General features: G+C 75.2%; 11 protein-coding genes. 6 read left to right on the top strand and 5 right to left on the bottom strand.

Annotation, left to right across the window (positions count from 1 at the left end; all coding sequences use genetic code 11):
- Positions 1–195 precede the first annotated feature (195 nt).
- Positions 196–3,642 (top strand): ATP-dependent DNA helicase, encoded by a 3,447-nt coding sequence (locus tag E0504_RS05660; RefSeq protein WP_243657426.1) that lies wholly within the window; start codon positions 196–198, stop codon positions 3,640–3,642.
- Positions 3,639–6,956, top strand: a complete 3,318-nt coding sequence (locus tag E0504_RS05655) for an ATP-dependent DNA helicase (RefSeq protein ID WP_112108635.1) — start codon at positions 3,639–3,641, stop codon at positions 6,954–6,956. The genes E0504_RS05660 and E0504_RS05655 overlap by 4 nt, the downstream gene beginning before the upstream one ends.
- On the opposite strand, the gene E0504_RS05650 is transcribed toward E0504_RS05655, so the two are convergent.
- Positions 6,953–7,600 carry a TetR/AcrR family transcriptional regulator gene (locus E0504_RS05650; protein WP_112108636.1) on the bottom strand — a complete coding sequence of 216 codons (648 nt, stop codon included), beginning with the start codon at positions 7,598–7,600 and terminating at the stop codon, positions 6,953–6,955. The two genes, E0504_RS05655 and E0504_RS05650, sit on opposite strands and share 4 nt — an antisense overlap.
- Before the next feature lie 128 nt (positions 7,601–7,728).
- On the opposite strand from E0504_RS05650, the gene E0504_RS05645 reads away from it, so the two are divergent.
- Positions 7,729–8,748 (top strand): aldo/keto reductase, encoded by a 1,020-nt coding sequence (locus tag E0504_RS05645; RefSeq protein ID WP_112108613.1) that lies wholly within the window; start codon positions 7,729–7,731, stop codon positions 8,746–8,748.
- A 31-nt stretch (positions 8,749–8,779) separates the two neighbouring features.
- Here the strand turns inward: E0504_RS05645 and E0504_RS05640 are convergent, their stop codons facing one another.
- Positions 8,780–9,559, bottom strand: coding sequence for an endonuclease/exonuclease/phosphatase family protein (locus E0504_RS05640; protein WP_112108614.1), 780 nt, complete (start codon positions 9,557–9,559; stop codon positions 8,780–8,782).
- A 27-nt stretch (positions 9,560–9,586) separates the two neighbouring features.
- Positions 9,587–11,071 (bottom strand): PucR family transcriptional regulator, encoded by a 1,485-nt coding sequence (locus E0504_RS05635; RefSeq protein WP_235014774.1) that lies wholly within the window; start codon positions 11,069–11,071, stop codon positions 9,587–9,589.
- Between E0504_RS05635 and E0504_RS51940 the strand changes: the two genes are divergently transcribed.
- The 3 genes from E0504_RS51940 to E0504_RS05620 all read left to right on the top strand — a co-directional run bounded on the left by E0504_RS51940 (position 11,070) and on the right by E0504_RS05620 (position 14,119).
- Positions 11,070–11,231 carry a hypothetical protein gene (locus E0504_RS51940; RefSeq protein WP_243657425.1) on the top strand — a complete coding sequence of 54 codons (162 nt, stop codon included), beginning with the start codon at positions 11,070–11,072 and terminating at the stop codon, positions 11,229–11,231. The two genes, E0504_RS05635 and E0504_RS51940, sit on opposite strands and share 2 nt — an antisense overlap.
- Before the next feature lie 196 nt (positions 11,232–11,427).
- Entirely contained in the window at positions 11,428–12,684 is a 1,257-nt protein-coding gene (locus E0504_RS05625; protein ID WP_373693870.1) for a M16 family metallopeptidase, read from the top strand.
- 67 nt (positions 12,685–12,751) lie between these two features.
- Positions 12,752–14,119: a pitrilysin family protein gene (locus E0504_RS05620; protein WP_112108616.1), complete on the top strand. Its 1,368-nt coding sequence runs from the start codon at positions 12,752–12,754 to the stop codon at positions 14,117–14,119.
- 135 nt (positions 14,120–14,254) lie between these two features.
- Here the strand turns inward: E0504_RS05620 and E0504_RS50230 are convergent, their stop codons facing one another.
- Positions 14,255–15,634: an ANTAR domain-containing protein gene (locus E0504_RS50230; protein WP_235014776.1), complete on the bottom strand. Its 1,380-nt coding sequence runs from the start codon at positions 15,632–15,634 to the stop codon at positions 14,255–14,257.
- A gap of 188 nt (positions 15,635–15,822) precedes the next feature.
- The gene (locus tag E0504_RS05610) at positions 15,823–16,062 is read right to left on the bottom strand and encodes a mycoredoxin (RefSeq protein WP_071059355.1); all 240 of its coding nucleotides are present in this window, start codon (positions 16,060–16,062) and stop codon (positions 15,823–15,825) included.
- Positions 16,063–16,079: the final 17 nt, after the last annotated feature.

Below are 16,079 nucleotides of genomic sequence, written 5' to 3'. Positions count from 1 at the left end.
CTCCAAAGGGTGCCGGTGTCGTCGCGCTGACAGCACTTCCGTGCCATCGGCGCCGACCTCGTCCGTGCTTTGGCGATCTTGTCAGAGTGTCGTGATGTGCTGTGCGGCGTGGTCACCGTGCCGACGCCTGCCCGCCCTGCCCGGCGGCCGTCGTTTCGCCTGGTGTCGCCCTTCGTCCCGGTGGCCGGACCCATCGTGTTGGACACGGCGCAGACCGACGTGGTGGGACACGCCGGTGGTCCGCTACTAGTCCTCGCCGGTCCGGGAACGGGAAAGACCACAACCCTGGTCGAGGCAGTCGCCCGGCGGATCGAGGCCGGGGCGGATCCGGCGTCCCTGCTGGTGCTCACGTTCAGTCGGCGGGCCGCCCGCCACCTGCGCGAACGGTTCGCCGTCCGGCTCGGGGCGGCCGCCGTCGGGCCGGCGGCGTGGACGTTCCACGCCTGGTGCCTCGGGCTGCTGCGCGCGTACGGCGCCGCCACCCCGCTCGGCGGCTTCCGCCTGCTGTCGGGCCCCGAGCAGGACGCCCGGCTGCGCGACCTCATCGAAGGCTCCCGCGAGCTGGGACGTCCGGTCTGGCCTGATCCACTCGCCGGCTGTCTGAACACCCGCGGCTTCGCCGAGGAGATCAGGATGCTGCTCACGCGGGCCCGGGAGATCGGCGTCGATCCGCCGGCGCTGGCGCGCATCGCCCGGCGGGTGGGCCGCTCCGACTGGGCGGCCGTCGCCGAGTTCTACGGCGACTACCTCGACGCGCTCGGCGCGGAGGGAGCCCTCGACTACGCCGACCTGGTGCACGCCGCGGCGAACCTCGCCGCCGAGCCGGACGTCCTCGCCCAGCTGCGGCAGCGGTACCGGGCGGTGTTCGTCGACGAGTACCAGGACACCGACCCGGCGCAGGAGCGGCTGCTGACCGCCGTCGCCGGCGGCGGGGGGGACCTGGTCGTCTTCGGTGACCCGGACCAGTCGATCTACGCCTTCCGCGGGGCGGAGGTCCGGGGCCTGCTCGACTTCCCGAACCGGTTCCCCCGCGCCGACGGCTCGCCGGCGCCCGTCGCCGCGCTGCGGCGGTGCCGTCGGATGGCCCCGGCGCCGCTGGCCGCCTCCCGCCGCGTCGCGGCGTCGCTTCCCTCGGCGGGCCTGCCGGTCCGCCACGTCCGCGCGCACCGTGATCTTGTCTCCGTGGGGGCCGTCGGGCCGGGCCAGGTCGCGGCCCGCACCTATCCGACGGCCGGCGCCGAGGCGGAGGCGATCGCCGAGCTGCTGCGCCGCGAGCATCTCGAGAACGGCGTCGACTGGGACGACATGGCCGTCCTGGTCCGCTCCACCGCGCCGCTCGGGCTGCTGCGCCGGGTGCTGACGGCGGCGGGCGTCCCGGTGAGCGTGGCGGGTGGGGAGCTCCCGCCGGCGCGGGAGCCGGCGGCGGCGCTGCTCCTCACGGCCCTGCGCTGCGCGGACGACCCGGCGGTCCAGCTGACGCCGGAGACGGCGCGTGCGCTGCTGACCTCCCCGCTGGGCGGCGCGGACCCGGCCGGCCTGCGCGCCCTCGGCCGCGAGCTGCGCGCCCACGACGCCGCCGCCCGCGCCGCTGCCCGGAGCACCACTGCCCGGAGCACCACTGCCAGAAACAGCACTGCCCGCGACAGCACTGCCCACGACGCCGTCGGCCCGATCGCCCTGCCGGAGCCGCGCTCGGCACCGGAGGCGGACGGGTCGGTGCTCGGTCTGCCCGCGTCCTCGGCCGAGCTGCTGCGCGAGGCGGTCGCCGATCCGGAGCGGGTTCTGCTCGCCGTCCCGGACGAGCTCGCCGCGCCCGCGCGCCGGCTCGGGCGGTTGCTGCGAACCGTGCGCGCCGAGCTGCGGCGGGGGGCGGCCCCGGAGGACGCGCTGTGGACACTGTGGACGGCCAGCGAGTGGGGCCCCAGGCTGGAGCGGGCGTCCGCGGTCGGCGGGCCGGCCGGGCGGTCGGCCGACCGTGACCTCGACGCCGTCGTCGCGCTGTTCGACGCCGTCGGGCGTCTCGGTGAGCGGCGCGGGCCGGGCTTCGGGGTGAGCTCCGTCGTCGAGGAGCTGACCCGCCAGCAGATCGCGCCGGAGACGGCGCAGGCCCGGGCCGGTCGCCCGGCCACCGTCCGGCTGCTCACCGCGCACCGCTCCAAGGGGCTGGAATGGGAGGTCGTGGTCGTCTGCGGCGTGCAGGACGGCGTCTGGCCGGACCTGCGCCAGCGGCACACCCTGCTCGGGGCCGAGCAGCTCGACTCGCCGCGCAACGGCGGCGTCCGCCCGCCGCGGACCAGGGAGGAGCTGCTCGCCGACGAGCGTCGCCTGTTCTATGTGGCGCTCACCCGGGCGCGCCGCCGCCTGGTGGTGACCGCGGTGGACGGCGCCGACGACGACGGGGAGCAGCCCAGTCGGTTCCTGGCCGAGCTCGGGGTGCAGGTGGAGAGCGTCCGGGCCCGCCCGCCGCGTCCACTCACCCTGGTCGGCCTGGTCGCCGCGCTGCGGCGGCTGACAGTCGACCCGGAGGCGTCGGCGGCGATGCGGGAAGCCGCGGGGGTCCGGCTCGCGGCCCTGGCCGCCGCCTCCGACGAGACCGGCCGGGTGCTGGTCCCCGCCGCCCATCCGGACCGCTGGTGGGGCCTGCTGGACGTGACGAGCTCGGACGTCCCGGTCGTCGCGCCCGACGCGCCGATCCGGCTCTCGGGGTCCTCGCTGTCGGGCCTGAGCTCCTGCGGGCTGCGCTGGTTCCTGGAGCACGAGGCGAACGCGGCCGAGCCGGCGTCGCCCGCGCAGGGCTTCGGCAAGGTCGTGCACGCGCTGGCCGACGAGGTGACGACGGGCCGGACGCAGGCGCGGCTCGAGGCCCTCGACGCGCGGCTCGACCTGGTCTGGCGGCATCTGGAGTTCGACTCGCGGTGGCGCTCCGAGCAGGAACGCGCGGCGGCGCGGGAGGCGCTCGGCCGGTTCCTCGAGTGGCACGCCGCGCAGCGCGGCCGCGAGGTCGTCGCGTCCGAGGTGCGTTTCTCCTGCGACATCGAGGTGGCGGGCCGGGTCGTGCGGCTGCGCGGCTTCATCGACCGGGTCGAGCTCGACGACGCCGGCGGGGTGCACGTCGTCGACTTCAAGACCGGCCGGACGCCGCCGAGCCGGCGTGACCTGGCGACCCACGCACAGCTGGGCAGCTACCAGCTCGCCGTCCGCGAGGGCGCCCTCGACCCGGTACTGGACGAGGCCGCCCGCCGCCGCGATCCGACCGCGCCCGGCGATCCGACCGCGCCCGGCGAGGTGCCCGGGGCTGGGGACCCGTCCTGGGTCGGGGAGCCGTCCACCGGCGGGGCGCCGTCCACCGCCGGTGAGCGGCCGGCGGCGGTGCCCGGCGGGGCGGAGCTGGTGCAGCTCCGGCGGGACGCGGGCGGCGACAACACCGGCCCGCGCCTGCCGGCGGAGGAACCGGGGCCGCCCGAGGTGCAGCGTCAGGACGCGCTTCCCGGCGGCCGGGCGTGGATCGACGACATGGTCGAGAACGCGGTGCGGACCGTGACGACCGAGTCCTTCCGGCCCACCCCCGGCGAGGGGTGCACCATGTGTTCGTTCCGTCGGTGCTGCCCGGGGCGGCCGGAGGGGGAGCAGGTGATCGATTGACCGGCGCGGCGGGGGCCGCCGAGCAGGTGCTTCCCGGTCTCGACCCGGAGCCGGCAGGCGCGGGCGGTGCCATGACCGGCCCGGTGCCGGAACCGGAGTACCTGCGGGAGCTGCTCGGCGTCCCGTACACCGACGAACAGCTGGCCGCGGCCACCGCGCCGCTGGAGCCGGCTGTCGTCATCGCCGGCGCCGGGTCGGGCAAGACGTCCGTGATGGCCGCCCGTGTGGTCTGGTTGGTGGCCACCCGTCAGGTCGAGCCGGGGCGGGTGCTGGGCCTGACGTTCACGAACAAGGCCGCCGCCGAGCTGGCCGGCCGGGTGCGGACGGCGTTGCGCCGCGCCCGCGAGAACGTCCCCGGCCAGCCGGCCGCGGACGACGCCGACGAGCCGACGATCGGCACCTACCACGCCTACGCCGGGCGTCTCGTCAGCGAGCACGCGCTGCGGCTCGGCCTCGAGCCCGACACCCGGATGCTCGTCGCGGCCGCGCGCTACCAGCTCGCGGCCCGCGTCGCCCGCGCCCACCGCGGCCGCGTCGAGGCGCTGACGAAGTCGATGCCCGCGCTCGTCGCCGACCTCGTCGCGCTCGACGGGGAGATGAGCGAGCACCTCGTCTCCGCCGACGACCTGATGGCCTTCGACGCGGACCTGTTCGACCGGGCGATGGCGGCCCTGGCGAGCGCGGCGCTGCGACCGGGCACGAAGGGCCTGCGCAAGGAGCTGCGCCGGATGGCGGCCACGGCCCGGGGGCGGCGTGAGCTCGCCGGCCTCGTCGCCGACTACCGGGCGGCCCGGCGCGGCCGGGACGTCCTCGACTTCGGCGACCAGGTCACCTTCGCCGCCCGGCTGGCCCGCTACTCCCCGGAGGTCGGCGCCGCCGAGCGGACACGGTTCGGCGTGGTGCTCCTCGACGAGTACCAGGACACCTCCGTCGCCCAGCGCACGATGCTGGCCGGGCTGTTCGGCGGCGGCCATCCGGTGACCGCCGTCGGTGACCCCTGCCAGGCGATCTACGGGTGGCGGGGCGCGTCGGTGGCCAACCTGGACAACTTCCCCGATCACTTCCCGCACGCGGACGGCACCCCGTCCGCGCGGTACCTGCTGTCGGTGAACCAGCGCAGCGGCGGCCGGCTGCTGACGCTGGCCAACGCGGTGGCGGCCCCGCTGCGGGCCCGCCACCACGTCGTCGAGCTGCGTCCCCGGGCAGACGTCGTCGCCGCCGGGCGGACCCTGGTGGCGCTGCACGAGAGCTGGGCGCAGGAGGTCACCTGGGTCGCCGCCCGGCTGGCCGAGCTGGTCGCGGCGGGGGAGCGGCCCGGGAACATGGCCGTGCTCGTGCGGGCCCGCTCGGACGTCCGCGCGCTGCACACGGCGCTGACGGCCGCCGGGCTGCCGGTCGAGGTGGTGGGCCTCGCCGGCCTGCTGGACCTGCCCGAGGTCGCCGACGTCGTCGCCGTGCTGGAGGTGCTGGACTCGCCGGTCGCCAACGCGGCGCTCGTCCGGCTGCTCACCGGGCCGCGGGTCCGCCTCGGCCCGCGCGACCTGGCCGCGCTGGGCCGCCGCGCGCGGGCGCTGCTGCGCACCACCGGCACGACCGCACCCACGGCCGCCGGCGGGAGCGCGCTGGCGGAGGCCGTCGCCGGGGTCGACCCGTGCGACGTCGTCGCCCTCGCCGACGCCCTCACCGACCCCGGCGAGGAGATCTCGGCCCAGGGACGGGAGCGGGCCGCCCGGCTCGGCGCGGAGCTGGCGGCGCTGCGCGCGCACGTCGGCGACGGGCTGCTCGACCTGCTCCACCGGGTGATCTCCACGATCGGGCTGGACGTCGAGCTCGCCGCCAGCCCGCGTGCCGTGGCGGCGCGCCGCCGGGAGAACCTGGCCTCCTTCCTCGACGCGGCGGCCGACTTCGACGACCCCGACGGGCCGAACTCGCTGACGTCCTTCCTCGGCTTCCTACGGGCGGCCCGCGAGCACGAACGCGGGCTGGACATCACCGGGCCGTCCGGCGCGGACGCCGTCGCGCTGATGACCATGCACCGGGCGAAGGGCCTCGAATGGGAGGTCGTGGCCGTGCCCAACCTGAGTCGTGGGGTCTTTCCCGACCTGACGGTGCGGGACAGGTGGCCGACCACGACCGGGGTGCTGCCGACCCCGCTGCGCGGCGACGCGGCCGAGCTGCCGTCCTACGAGCTCGACGACTCGAAGGCGGCCCTGGAGGCCTACACCGAGGACTGCCGGGAGTACCAGGAGCGCGAGGAGCGGCGGCTGGCCTACGTCGCGTTCACCCGGGCGAAGTCGGTGCTGCTCGGCAGCGGCCACTGGTGGGGGCCGACCCAGCGCACCAGGCGTGGCCCCTCGGTGTTCCTCACCGAGCTGCACGACCACGCGGCCGAGGGGAACGGGCGGGTGGACGTGTGGACCTCCGAACCGGAGCGGGGCGGCAACCCCGCGCTGGCCGTCCCGGTGGAGTTCGCGTGGCCGGCGCCCTACGAGCCGGTGGCGTTCGCCCGCCGGCGGGAGGCGGCGGCGGGCGTCGCCGAGGCCCTGGCGATGATCCGCTCCGGCCAGGCCCCGTTGGTCGACGAGCCGGGCGGGATGACCGCCCGCGAGCGGGCCCTGCTCGCCGAGCTCGACCGCGAAGCCGCGCTGCTGCTCGCCGAGGAGCGCGTGGCCCGGGCCCCGTTCCGGGACGTCCCGATCCCGGCGAGCCTGACCGCCTCCGAGATCGTGCGGATGCGGGCCGACCCGGTCGAGTTCGCCCGCGACCTGGCCCGGCCGGTGCCGCGCCGGCCGGTGCCGCAGGCCCGGCGGGGAACCCGCTTCCACGCCTGGGTGGAGGAGATGTTCGACCAGCGGCCACTCATCGACGTCGAGGACCTCGCCGACGCCGCAGATGCCGCCGTCCTCACGGACGACCGCGACCTCTCCGGCCTGCAGGCGGCCTTCCTGGCCAGCCCGTACGGCGCCCGCCGCCCGTTCGCCCTGGAGGCGCCGTTCGAGGTGATGATCGGCGGGCGCGCGGTGCGGGGGCGCATCGACGCCGTCTACGAGCTCGGCGGTGGGCGCTGGGAGGTCGTCGACTGGAAGACCGGCTCGGAGGCCGCCGATCCCGTCCAGCTCGCGGTCTACCGGGTCGCCTGGGCGCGGGTCCGCGGCGTGGCCGTGGCGGACGTCGACGCGGCCTACTTCTACGTCGCGTCCGGGCGAGTCGTGCGCCCGCCGCTGCTCGGCGAGGACGAGATCACCGCCCTGCTCTCGGGCCGTGCCTGGTCCACCGGCAACACCTCCGACGGCACCTCCGACAGCACCGCCTAGGACGCGGCGGGGGGCCGCTGCGTGGCGCCGCGGCGTAGGCCGTCGAGAAGGACGGCGACGACGCGCTGGTTGTGCTCGGGCCCTCGCCCGGGTACAGGCTGGCACAGCGCAGTGAGGGCGTGCAGGAGATCCTCGGCGCTGATGTCATCGCGAACCGCGCCGTCGGCCACCGCTGCGGCGAGCAGTGCCGTGAGGGTGGGGCCGAGCCGCTGCAGGAAGTAGCCGGGCAGCCCCTGGAACGCCGGATCGCCCGAGTGCAGCGCTGAGGCGAGTCCGCGTTTGGTCGCGAGCAGTTCGGTGAACCGGTCGATCCATCTGATGAGCGCTTCCGCCGGTTCGTGCCTGGCGCTCAGGGTCGGGCCCGCGTCGGCGACGGCGTCGATTCCGTTTTCCACCACGGCTTTGACCAGATCAGAGCGCTGCGGGAAGTGCCGGTACAGCGTGCCGACTCCTACGCCGGCCAGGTCGGTGATCTCCTTCGCCGGTGCGTCCACGCCGGAGGTGGCAAAGACGGTCCTCGCGGCCTCGACCAACGCATCGACGTTGCGTCGCGCGTCGGCGCGCCGACGCGGCGCCGGTTCGCCACCGCCCGGCTTCGCGGAGCCGGGCGGTGAGACCCCGGCCTGCGTCCCGTTCCGAGACACCACGTCACCTCCGTCTGATCACTCCGCTTGCATAAGCGGAAAAGCTTTCCGTATAGTTCCGGAAAGGCATTCCGCTTACCGCAGCCTACGGCAGCCACCCGGTGCCGACCATCACAGGGAGAGAACCCATGCAGTACCGCACCCTCGGTCGGACCGGCATCCAGGTCAGCCCCTACGCGCTGGGCACCCTGATGTTCGCCACGGTCATGGGCAACGCCCCCGAGGACTCGGCCCGCATCATCCACAAGGCGCTGGATGCCGGCATCAACTTCGTCGACACCGCCGACGCCTACGGCGACTCCGAGGACATCGTCGGCAAGGCCCTGGAAGGGCGCCGCGACGACGTCGTGCTCGCCACCAAGTTCAGCCGCCCGATCGGGCAGGACCCCAACCAGCAGGGCGCCTCACGGCGCTGGATCGTCGCCGCCGTGGAGAACTCGCTGCGCCGCCTGCGGACCGACCACATCGATCTCTACCAGCTTCACCGCCCCGATCCCCACACCGACCTCGAGGAGACCCTCTCCGCGCTGACCGACCTGATCCACAGCGGCAAGGTCCGCGCGATCGGCGCGTCGCAGACCCCCGTCTCCGACATCGTCGAGGCCCGGTGGGTCGCCGAGCGGCGCGGCCTCGCGCGATTCCACACCGAGCAGCCGGCCTACTCCATCCTCAACCGCGGCATCGAACGCGAGATCCTGCCCACCACCCAACGCTTGGGCCTGGGCACCCTGGTCTGGGGCCCACTCGGCCAGGGAATGCTCACCGGCCGCGTCCGCCGGGACCAGCACAACGGCCTACTGCGCGCCGGCCTGGTCCAGCATCTCAACGACGAGCATCGGCTCGACGTGGTCGAAAAGCTCATCCCCCTCGCCGCCGAGGCGGGACTGCCCATGCCCCACCTCGCGATGGCGTTCGCCATCGCCCACCCCGGCGTCACCAGCGCACTGATCGGCGTCCGCACCATGGATCACCTCGACAGCCTGCTCGCCGGGCTGGACGTCGCCCTCACCGACGACATCCTCGACCGCATCGACGAGATCGTCCCGCCCGGCACCGACATCGGCACCCTCGACCAGGCCTACCAACCCGCAGCCCTGGCGGACCCGGGCCTGCGTCGCCGTCCCCTGGCCGCGCGCGCCGCGGCCTGACCCCCGCTCCGGCCTGGCCCGGCCCGCGCGGCTATCGGCGGATGTCGGTGAGGAGCGCGAGGTGGTCGGAGATCTGGGTCCGGCGGGCCTCGCTGGCGGCGACGGTGCCCACCGCGCCGCGGGCGAGCACGTGGTCGAGCTGCACCCGGGGGGCGTGCGCGGGGTAGGTGCGGTGGGCGGCCAGCCGGCGCCATCCGGTGAGGGCGGTCGGCAGCCGGCCCGGCAGGTTCAGGTCGCCGAGCAGCACGACCGGCCCGTCGACGCCGCGCAGCCTCCGCACCAGCCGGAGAAGCTGGAAGGCGTTCCACCCCGGGGCGAAGGACAGGTGGGTGGTCACCACCGTCAGTGGTCCGCTGGTGGTCTCGACGACGGCGGCGAGCGCGACCCGCGGTTCGTCGTCGAGCAGGATGAGCCGGGCCCGGCGGTTCGCCCCCGGGGCGAGGATCGGGGAGCGCACCGGGGCGCGGCCGAGCGGAACCACCCACCACCGGTGCACCGGCAACCTGCTGACCAGCGCGATTCCGTAGGCGGGCTCGTCGCCGCGGCGCTCGCCCTCCGCCGGGCGCCAGTGGTGCCCGGGGGTGCCGTACACGGTGGGGGCGAAGCGCCATCCGGTGTCGGGGGCGCCGAGCGCCGTCGCGGCGGCGGCTGCGAGGTCCCCGCCGCCCGAGCGGGGCTGTGCCAGGTCGACCTCCTGCAGGCCGAGGACGTCGCAGTCGAGGTCGGCGACGGCCGCGGCGAAGCGGTCCACCTCGACCCGTCCGTCGGCGAGAGACAGGCCGTGCATCACGTTGAACGAGCCCACCCGCACAGTACGGACGGTAGCGTGAACCGCCCGTCAGCCGGCCCGAACCGGCTTTCCCGTGCCCGCCGGGCCCTGCCGCGCCACCGTCGGGACGTCCTGCCTCGCGGCCGCGGGGACGCCCTGGCGTGGCATTGACGGCGGCCCCGGCCGGGGCGCCGCTGTCGGGTCGCCCGGGCGCTGGCCGGTCAGGGCGCGCAGGACGAGCTCAAGCTCGAAGCGGGTGTCGGGGTCGTCCAGCGCGTCGCCGTACAGCTCGCGCAGCTGGCTGACCCGGTAGCGGACGGTCTGCGGGTGGATGTGCAGCCGCTCGGCCACCAGCCGGCGCTGCCCGTGCAGGGCGAGCCAGTAGAGCAGGGTCTCGGCCAGCCTGGCCCGGGTGCGTTCGGGCAGCCCGGCGAGCGGGGCGACCCGGCGGCGGGTGAGGTCGTCGAGCAGCCCCGGGTCGCGGGCCAGCAGCAGGGCGGTCAGGTGGTCGTCGGTGAACAGCGGGTCCTGCCCGGCCGTGGTGGGCAGCCGACCGGCCAGCCGGGCGGTTCGGGCGAGTCCGGCGCGCTCCACGCTGCCTGTCACCTCCTGCCAGGGGACGGTCGGGCCCACCACCGCCCCCGTGCCGTCGAGGCGGTCGGCCAGCCAGCCGCGCCGGGCCGGCTCGTCGGCGTCCCCGACGAACAGCCAGAAGTCGACGCCGTGGCCGGTGCGCGGGCAGCCGGTGGGCAGCCGCGGGGGGAGCTGCCCGTCGGGCCCGGTCGGCACCAGGACGGCCGCCATCCGGTCGGGCAGCCGGAACGCCCCCGCGGCGGCGGCCTGCTCGATGGTGACGGTGTCGGCGCCGGAGAGCAGCAGCTCGCCGAGCCGGTCCCACAGCCGTTCCCGCTGGCCGGCGACCTCGAACTGGGCCAGCGCGTAGCCCTCCGCGGAGGCGGCCGAGATCCCGTCGATGTAGGCGAACATCATCTCGGCGAGCGACACGAGGCCGGCGGCGTCCAGGCCGGCGTGGCGCGCGGCCTCACCGAGCCGGCGCCAGGAGATCCGCGCACCCACCCGGTAGGCGCTGAGCAGGTTGTCCAGGGAGCGGCCGGCCCGCACCTCACCGCGCCCGAGCCGCACGTAGACGTCGCGCCCGGCCGCCAGGTCGGGGGCCGCGTCCGGGCCCGCCTCGACGATGGCGAGGAAACGGGCCAGCGCCTCGTCCACGCCGCGCCGTACGCCCTGCCCGAACGTCCCCTCGAGTGGGCGGGCGTAGGCGGGCACCTCACCCGCGATGGCGGCGATGATCTCGTCACCAAGTTCGCGCAGCTCACCGGCGAGGCAGCCGCCCAGCCCGGGCGGAAATTGTCCCACCGGGACAGTCTGCGCCCACGGCCCGTCGGTGGGGGTGCCGGCTGGCCCGGGGAGCACAATCGGTGCCGTGGACACGCCTACCGGCATCGTCAGCGTGCTGCTCACCGGTGCCGTGGTCGGCCTGCTGGGTCGGGCGGTCGTCCCGGCGCGGCGCAGGGCGCCGATCGGTTGTCTCATGACGGTTCTGATCGGTCTGCTGGGCGCGGCGCTCGGTCTCGTCGTTGCCACCAGTGTCGACGGCGGCTGGTTGTTGACACTGTTGTTGCAGGTGGCGGTGGCCGCGGTGCTCGTCTTTCTGGTCTCGGCCGCGGGCAGTGGTGGGCGCCGTCATCCCTGACGGTGCTCGGGTTGCCCTTTCGTAGTCCTCTGGTCCGCGTGGGGGGACCTGGCGGGGCGACGGAGCCCGCCGAAGGTCGCCGGCCGGACGGCGAGGGCAGTAGCGTGGCGATGTGTCCTCACGCCCAGCCGCCGGCCCGCCCGCGTCCAGCGCGGTGAGGGCCACCGTGGCGGCCCCCTCGTACCCGGTTCAGCGAGTGACGCTCGACAACGGCCTGCGGGTGCTGCTCGCCCCGGACCGGACGGCCCCGGTGGTGGCTGTCGCCGTCCATTACGACGTGGGCTTCCGCTCGGAGCCGGAGGGGCGGACGGGTTTCGCCCACCTGTTCGAGCACCTGATGTTCCAGGGCAGCGAGAACGTGGGCAAGGCGGAGCACCCGAAGTACGTGCAGGCCGCCGGCGGCATCTTCAACGGGTCGACACACCCCGACCACACGGACTACTTCGAGCTGCTGCCCTCCGGCGCGCTGGAACTGGCGCTGTTCCTCGAGGCCGACCGGATGCGCGCGCCGAGGATCACCCGGGAGAACCTGGACAACCAGATCGCGGTGGTGCAGGAGGAGATCCGGGTCAACGTGCTGAACCGGCCGTACGGCGGGTTCCCGTGGATCACCCTCCCGCCGGTCGCCTTCGACACCTTCCCGAACGCCCACAACGGCTACGGTGACTTCTCCGAGCTCGAGGCGGCCAGCCTCGACGACGCCGCTGACTTCTTCGACAAGTTCTACGCGCCGGGCAACGCCGTGCTGACCGTCGCCGGCGAGTTCGACCCCGACGCGACGCTCGAGCTCGTCCAGCGGTACTTCGGCGCCATCCCGGCCCGCCCGGTGCCGGCGCGGCGCAGTTTCGCCGAGCCGGTGCGCGCCGAGGAGCGCCGGGAGGCGCTCACCGACAAGCTGGCCCCGCGCCCCGCGCTCGCCGTCGGCTACCGGGTGCCCGACCCCGACACCGACCTGCCGGCGTTCCTCGCCACCTACCTGCTGACGGACGTCCTCACCACCGGCGACGCGAGCCGGCTGGAGCGGCGCCTCGTCCAGAAGGACCGCTCGGTCACCGCGGTCAGCAGCTACGTCGGCACCTTCGGGGACCCGTTCGACCAGCGTGACCCGCTGCTGCTGACGCTGGAGGCCCGGCACGCCGGGGACTCGACCGCCGACACGGTGCTCGCGGCCGTCGACGAGGAGCTCGACCGGCTGGCCGGTGACGGCCTGGAGCCCGGCGAGCTCGAGCGGGTGCAGGCCCAGGTGGCCTCGGCGATCCTGCGCGAGTCCGACGACGCGCTCGGCCGGGCGCTGGCGATGGCGACGTTCGAGCTGCACCGCGGCCGTCCCGAGCTGCTCAACGAGCTGCCCGGGCTGCTGTCCGAGGTGACCGCCGACGCGGTCGCCGCGGCCGCGGGCGCGCTGCGTACCCAGGGCCGGTCCGTGCTGGAGCTGCGGGCGGGAGCCGCCTGATGACGCACGCCGGGCCGGTGAGCGAGATGATCCGCGGTGGCATCCCCCGTCCGGGGGACGAGGAGGCATGGTGACGACGACCGCTGCGGCCACGGCCGGGATCTCCGCGCCCACCGAGGCCGGGTCGAAGATCCCGGCGGTGATCCCGACCGTTCCGCGTGAGCTGCCGGCCGTCGTGCGGCGCACACTGCCCAACGGCCTGCGCGTGGACGTCGTCGCCCGCTCCAGCGTCCCGCTGGTCGAGCTGCGGCTGCGCATCCCGTTCGCCGGGTCCGGGCTGGTCCACCTGGCCGAGGCCGAGCTGCTGGCGGAGACCATCCTCACCGGCTCGAGCCGGTACGACCGGGTCGGCCTGGCCACCGCCGTGCAGGCCCTGGGCGGGTCGCTGCGGACCGGTGTCGACGCCGACCGGCTGGCGATCGTAAGCTCCGCGCTCGCGACCAGCCTCGAGCCGCTGCTCGCGCTGATCGCCGACGTTCTGACCACCGCGAGCTACCCCGACAGCGAGTTCGGCGGTGAGCGCGACCGGATCGTCGAGGAGACGACGATCGCGCTCAGCCAGCCGGCGGTGATCGCCCGTGAGGCGCTGGTGCGCCGGATGTTCGGCGACCACCCCTACGGCAGCGCCATCACCCCGCCGTCGGTGCTCTCCGAGGTCGGGGCCGAGCGGGTGCGGTCGCTGCACGGCGCCCGGGTCTGCCCGGACGGCGCCATCCTCACCCTGGTCGGCGACGTCGACCCCGAGCGCGCGCTGGACGCCGTCGAGGCCGCGCTCGGGTCGTGGACGGGCACCGCCGCCCCGGGCCACCCGCCCGCGCCCGTGCCCACCGCCGGCCCGATCCTGATCGTCGACCGCCCGGGCGCGGTGCAGACGAACATCAGGATGGGCGGCCGCGCGCTGAACCGCTCCGCGCCGGCCCATCCCGCGCTCCGGCTCGCGAGCACGATCTTCGGCGGCTACTTCAGCTCGCGGCTCGTCTCCAACATCCGCGAGGACAAGGGGTACACGTACTCCCCGCGCAGCTCGGTCGACCACCACCAGGCCGGCTCCCGCCTCACCGTCGCCGCGGACGTCTCCACCGAAGTGACCGGCCCGGCGCTGCTCGAGATCCTCTACGAGCTCGGCCGGATGGCCGTCCTGCCGCCGGAGGCCGAGGAGCTCGAGGCCGCGCGCCAGTACCTGATCGGCACGCTGGCGCTGTCGAGCGCGACCGCGGCCGGTCTCGCCGGCACCCTGTCCGGGCTGTCCGGCGCCGGGGTCGGCGTCGAGTACCTGCGCGACCATCCGCGCGCGCTCGCGACCGTCACCGCGGCGGACGTCCAGGCGGTCTCCGCGCAGCTGCTGGCTCCGTCGGGGCTGGTGACCGTGCTGGTGGGGGACGCCTCGAAGATCACCGAGTCGGTGCGGGCACTCGGAGCCGTCGAGTCCGCCTGAGTGACGGTGCTCCCCAGCGGACGGCGCTCACCGGTGGGCATGACGGGATCGTGGCCGGGCGCCTTCGGGGCGGTGCCGGTCAGGTCAGCGGTGGCGGTGGGCTCAGCGGCGGTCGGGTCAGCGGTGGCGGTGGGCTCAGCGGCGGCTCGGCGCGGCGCGCGGCGGTGTCGGGCGCGGCTGGCCGCCCCCGGAACCGCTCGCGGGCCCGCCCGTCGTGCCCGGCCCGCCGCCGCGGCCGCCGAGCTCCCCGGGCAGGGTGACCCGCGGGTCGCCTACCGACTCCACCACCTGGCGGGCGAGGTCGTGTACCCGCCGGCCCATCCCGCGGGCGGTGCGGCGCAGCCGCTCGAAGGCGTCCCGGGGCTTGATGTGGTTGCGCTCGGCGAGCACGCCGATCGCCTGCTCGACGATCACCCTGGACGCCAGCGCGTGCTCGAGCTGGATCACCGACAACCTCAGTTGCTCGGTCTCGTTGAGGTCGCGATCGGCGCGCCGGGGCCGCCCGGGCGGGCTGAGGTCCTCGGCGAGCAGGTCGGCCAGGACCATCGCGGAGATCAGATCGCCGACCGGGCGGATCTCGGCGCCGGGCCCCTCGACGATCCAGCCGGTGGGCGCGCGGCGCAGCCGCATGTCGGAGGCCCCGGGAGCGGGCGTGCCGGCGGCGGCTCCCGTCTCGCCGGGCCCCCGTGCGGTGCCTGGTCGGGGCGGCCCTGACCGGGGCGGTCCGGGCCGCGGCCCGCCGGGCCGACCCGGCGGGCCGGGCCTGATCGCGCGGGCGACGGCCTCCGGGGTGGGTATCCGGCCGGGGCCCCCGGCCGGCGAGGGCGGTTGTGATCCGCGCGGTGCTCTCTCCGATCCGGGAGCCTCCGCGGTCCGCGCGCGCGGCGAACTCGCCGCCTCCTCACCCGGCCCGCCGGCACCGGCCGCTCCGGCTGTCCCGGATGGCGTGCTGCCCGGTGGCGGTGGCGCGCTGGATGGCGCGGCGTTGGCTGGGGTGCCAGGTGGGGCCGCACCGGGCGCGGCCGCAGCGGGCGCGGCATCACCACCCGTCTCGCCGGCGGCACCGTTCTCGGTGCCCCGGGAGCCCGTTCCGTCACCCTCCGCCTCGTTACTGGCAGCAACCCCCGAGAGGGCCTCCCGCACGAGTTGGTCGCGGAGTGCGTCCGACGCTCCCAGACTGTCCGCAATCGCCCTCAGTACACTGAGTGTCTCAGTGGGAACGGTGAGCGATGAGCGGTCGAGGCCGGTGAGAATGCCGAGAACGGTCCCGTCCGGCCCGACGACGGGCATCGCGACATAGCTGAGAATGCCGAACCGCTCCGGCTCGACGGTGTCGGCCAGGGCGGGATCCTGGTCGGCCCGGGAGCCCGCGGCTGGCGCTCCATCGAGCATCCGGGCAGGTAGACAGCGGGCGCGCGGAACACTCAGCCCGGAAACCAGCTCGGGGATCGGCCCGGTCACCCGTAGGTAGGTGGCAACATCCGTCGACACCACGACGAGGCACGTCTGCTCCATCTGATGGAGTGCGTGCGTGGCTCTCAGCGCGGCGTCGACCGTGCTCCACGGGAGTCCTGAAGGTGCTGACGACACAGGCCGAACTCTCCCACAAAGTTCACGGGCAGTGACGGACACCGTCCCACGAGCCGGCCGCGTGTGCGTCGGGAAGGAGTGAACTCCCGAAAGATCGTCGCCCTGCGTATCCGTTATGCGGCGGAAGTGACCTTCTCGGTGACCTGGCGGAGGGTCGGATTCGTCATCACCGTCCCATCGGGGAAGACGACGGTCGGCACGGTCGCGTTGCCGTTGTTCGCATCGCGGACAAGTTGCTCTGCTGTCGGGTTCTGCTCGATGTCGACCGTCACGTACTCCACCCCCGCGCGGTCCAACTGACCCTTGAGTCGGACGCAGTAGCCACACCAGGGGGTGGTGTACATCGTGAGCACGGTGAGACCTCCGTTGG

Source organism: Parafrankia sp. BMG5.11 (genome assembly GCF_004337455.1).
Note: the sequence above shows the minus strand (reverse complement) of the source record. Positions and strands in the feature narration are given on the sequence as shown.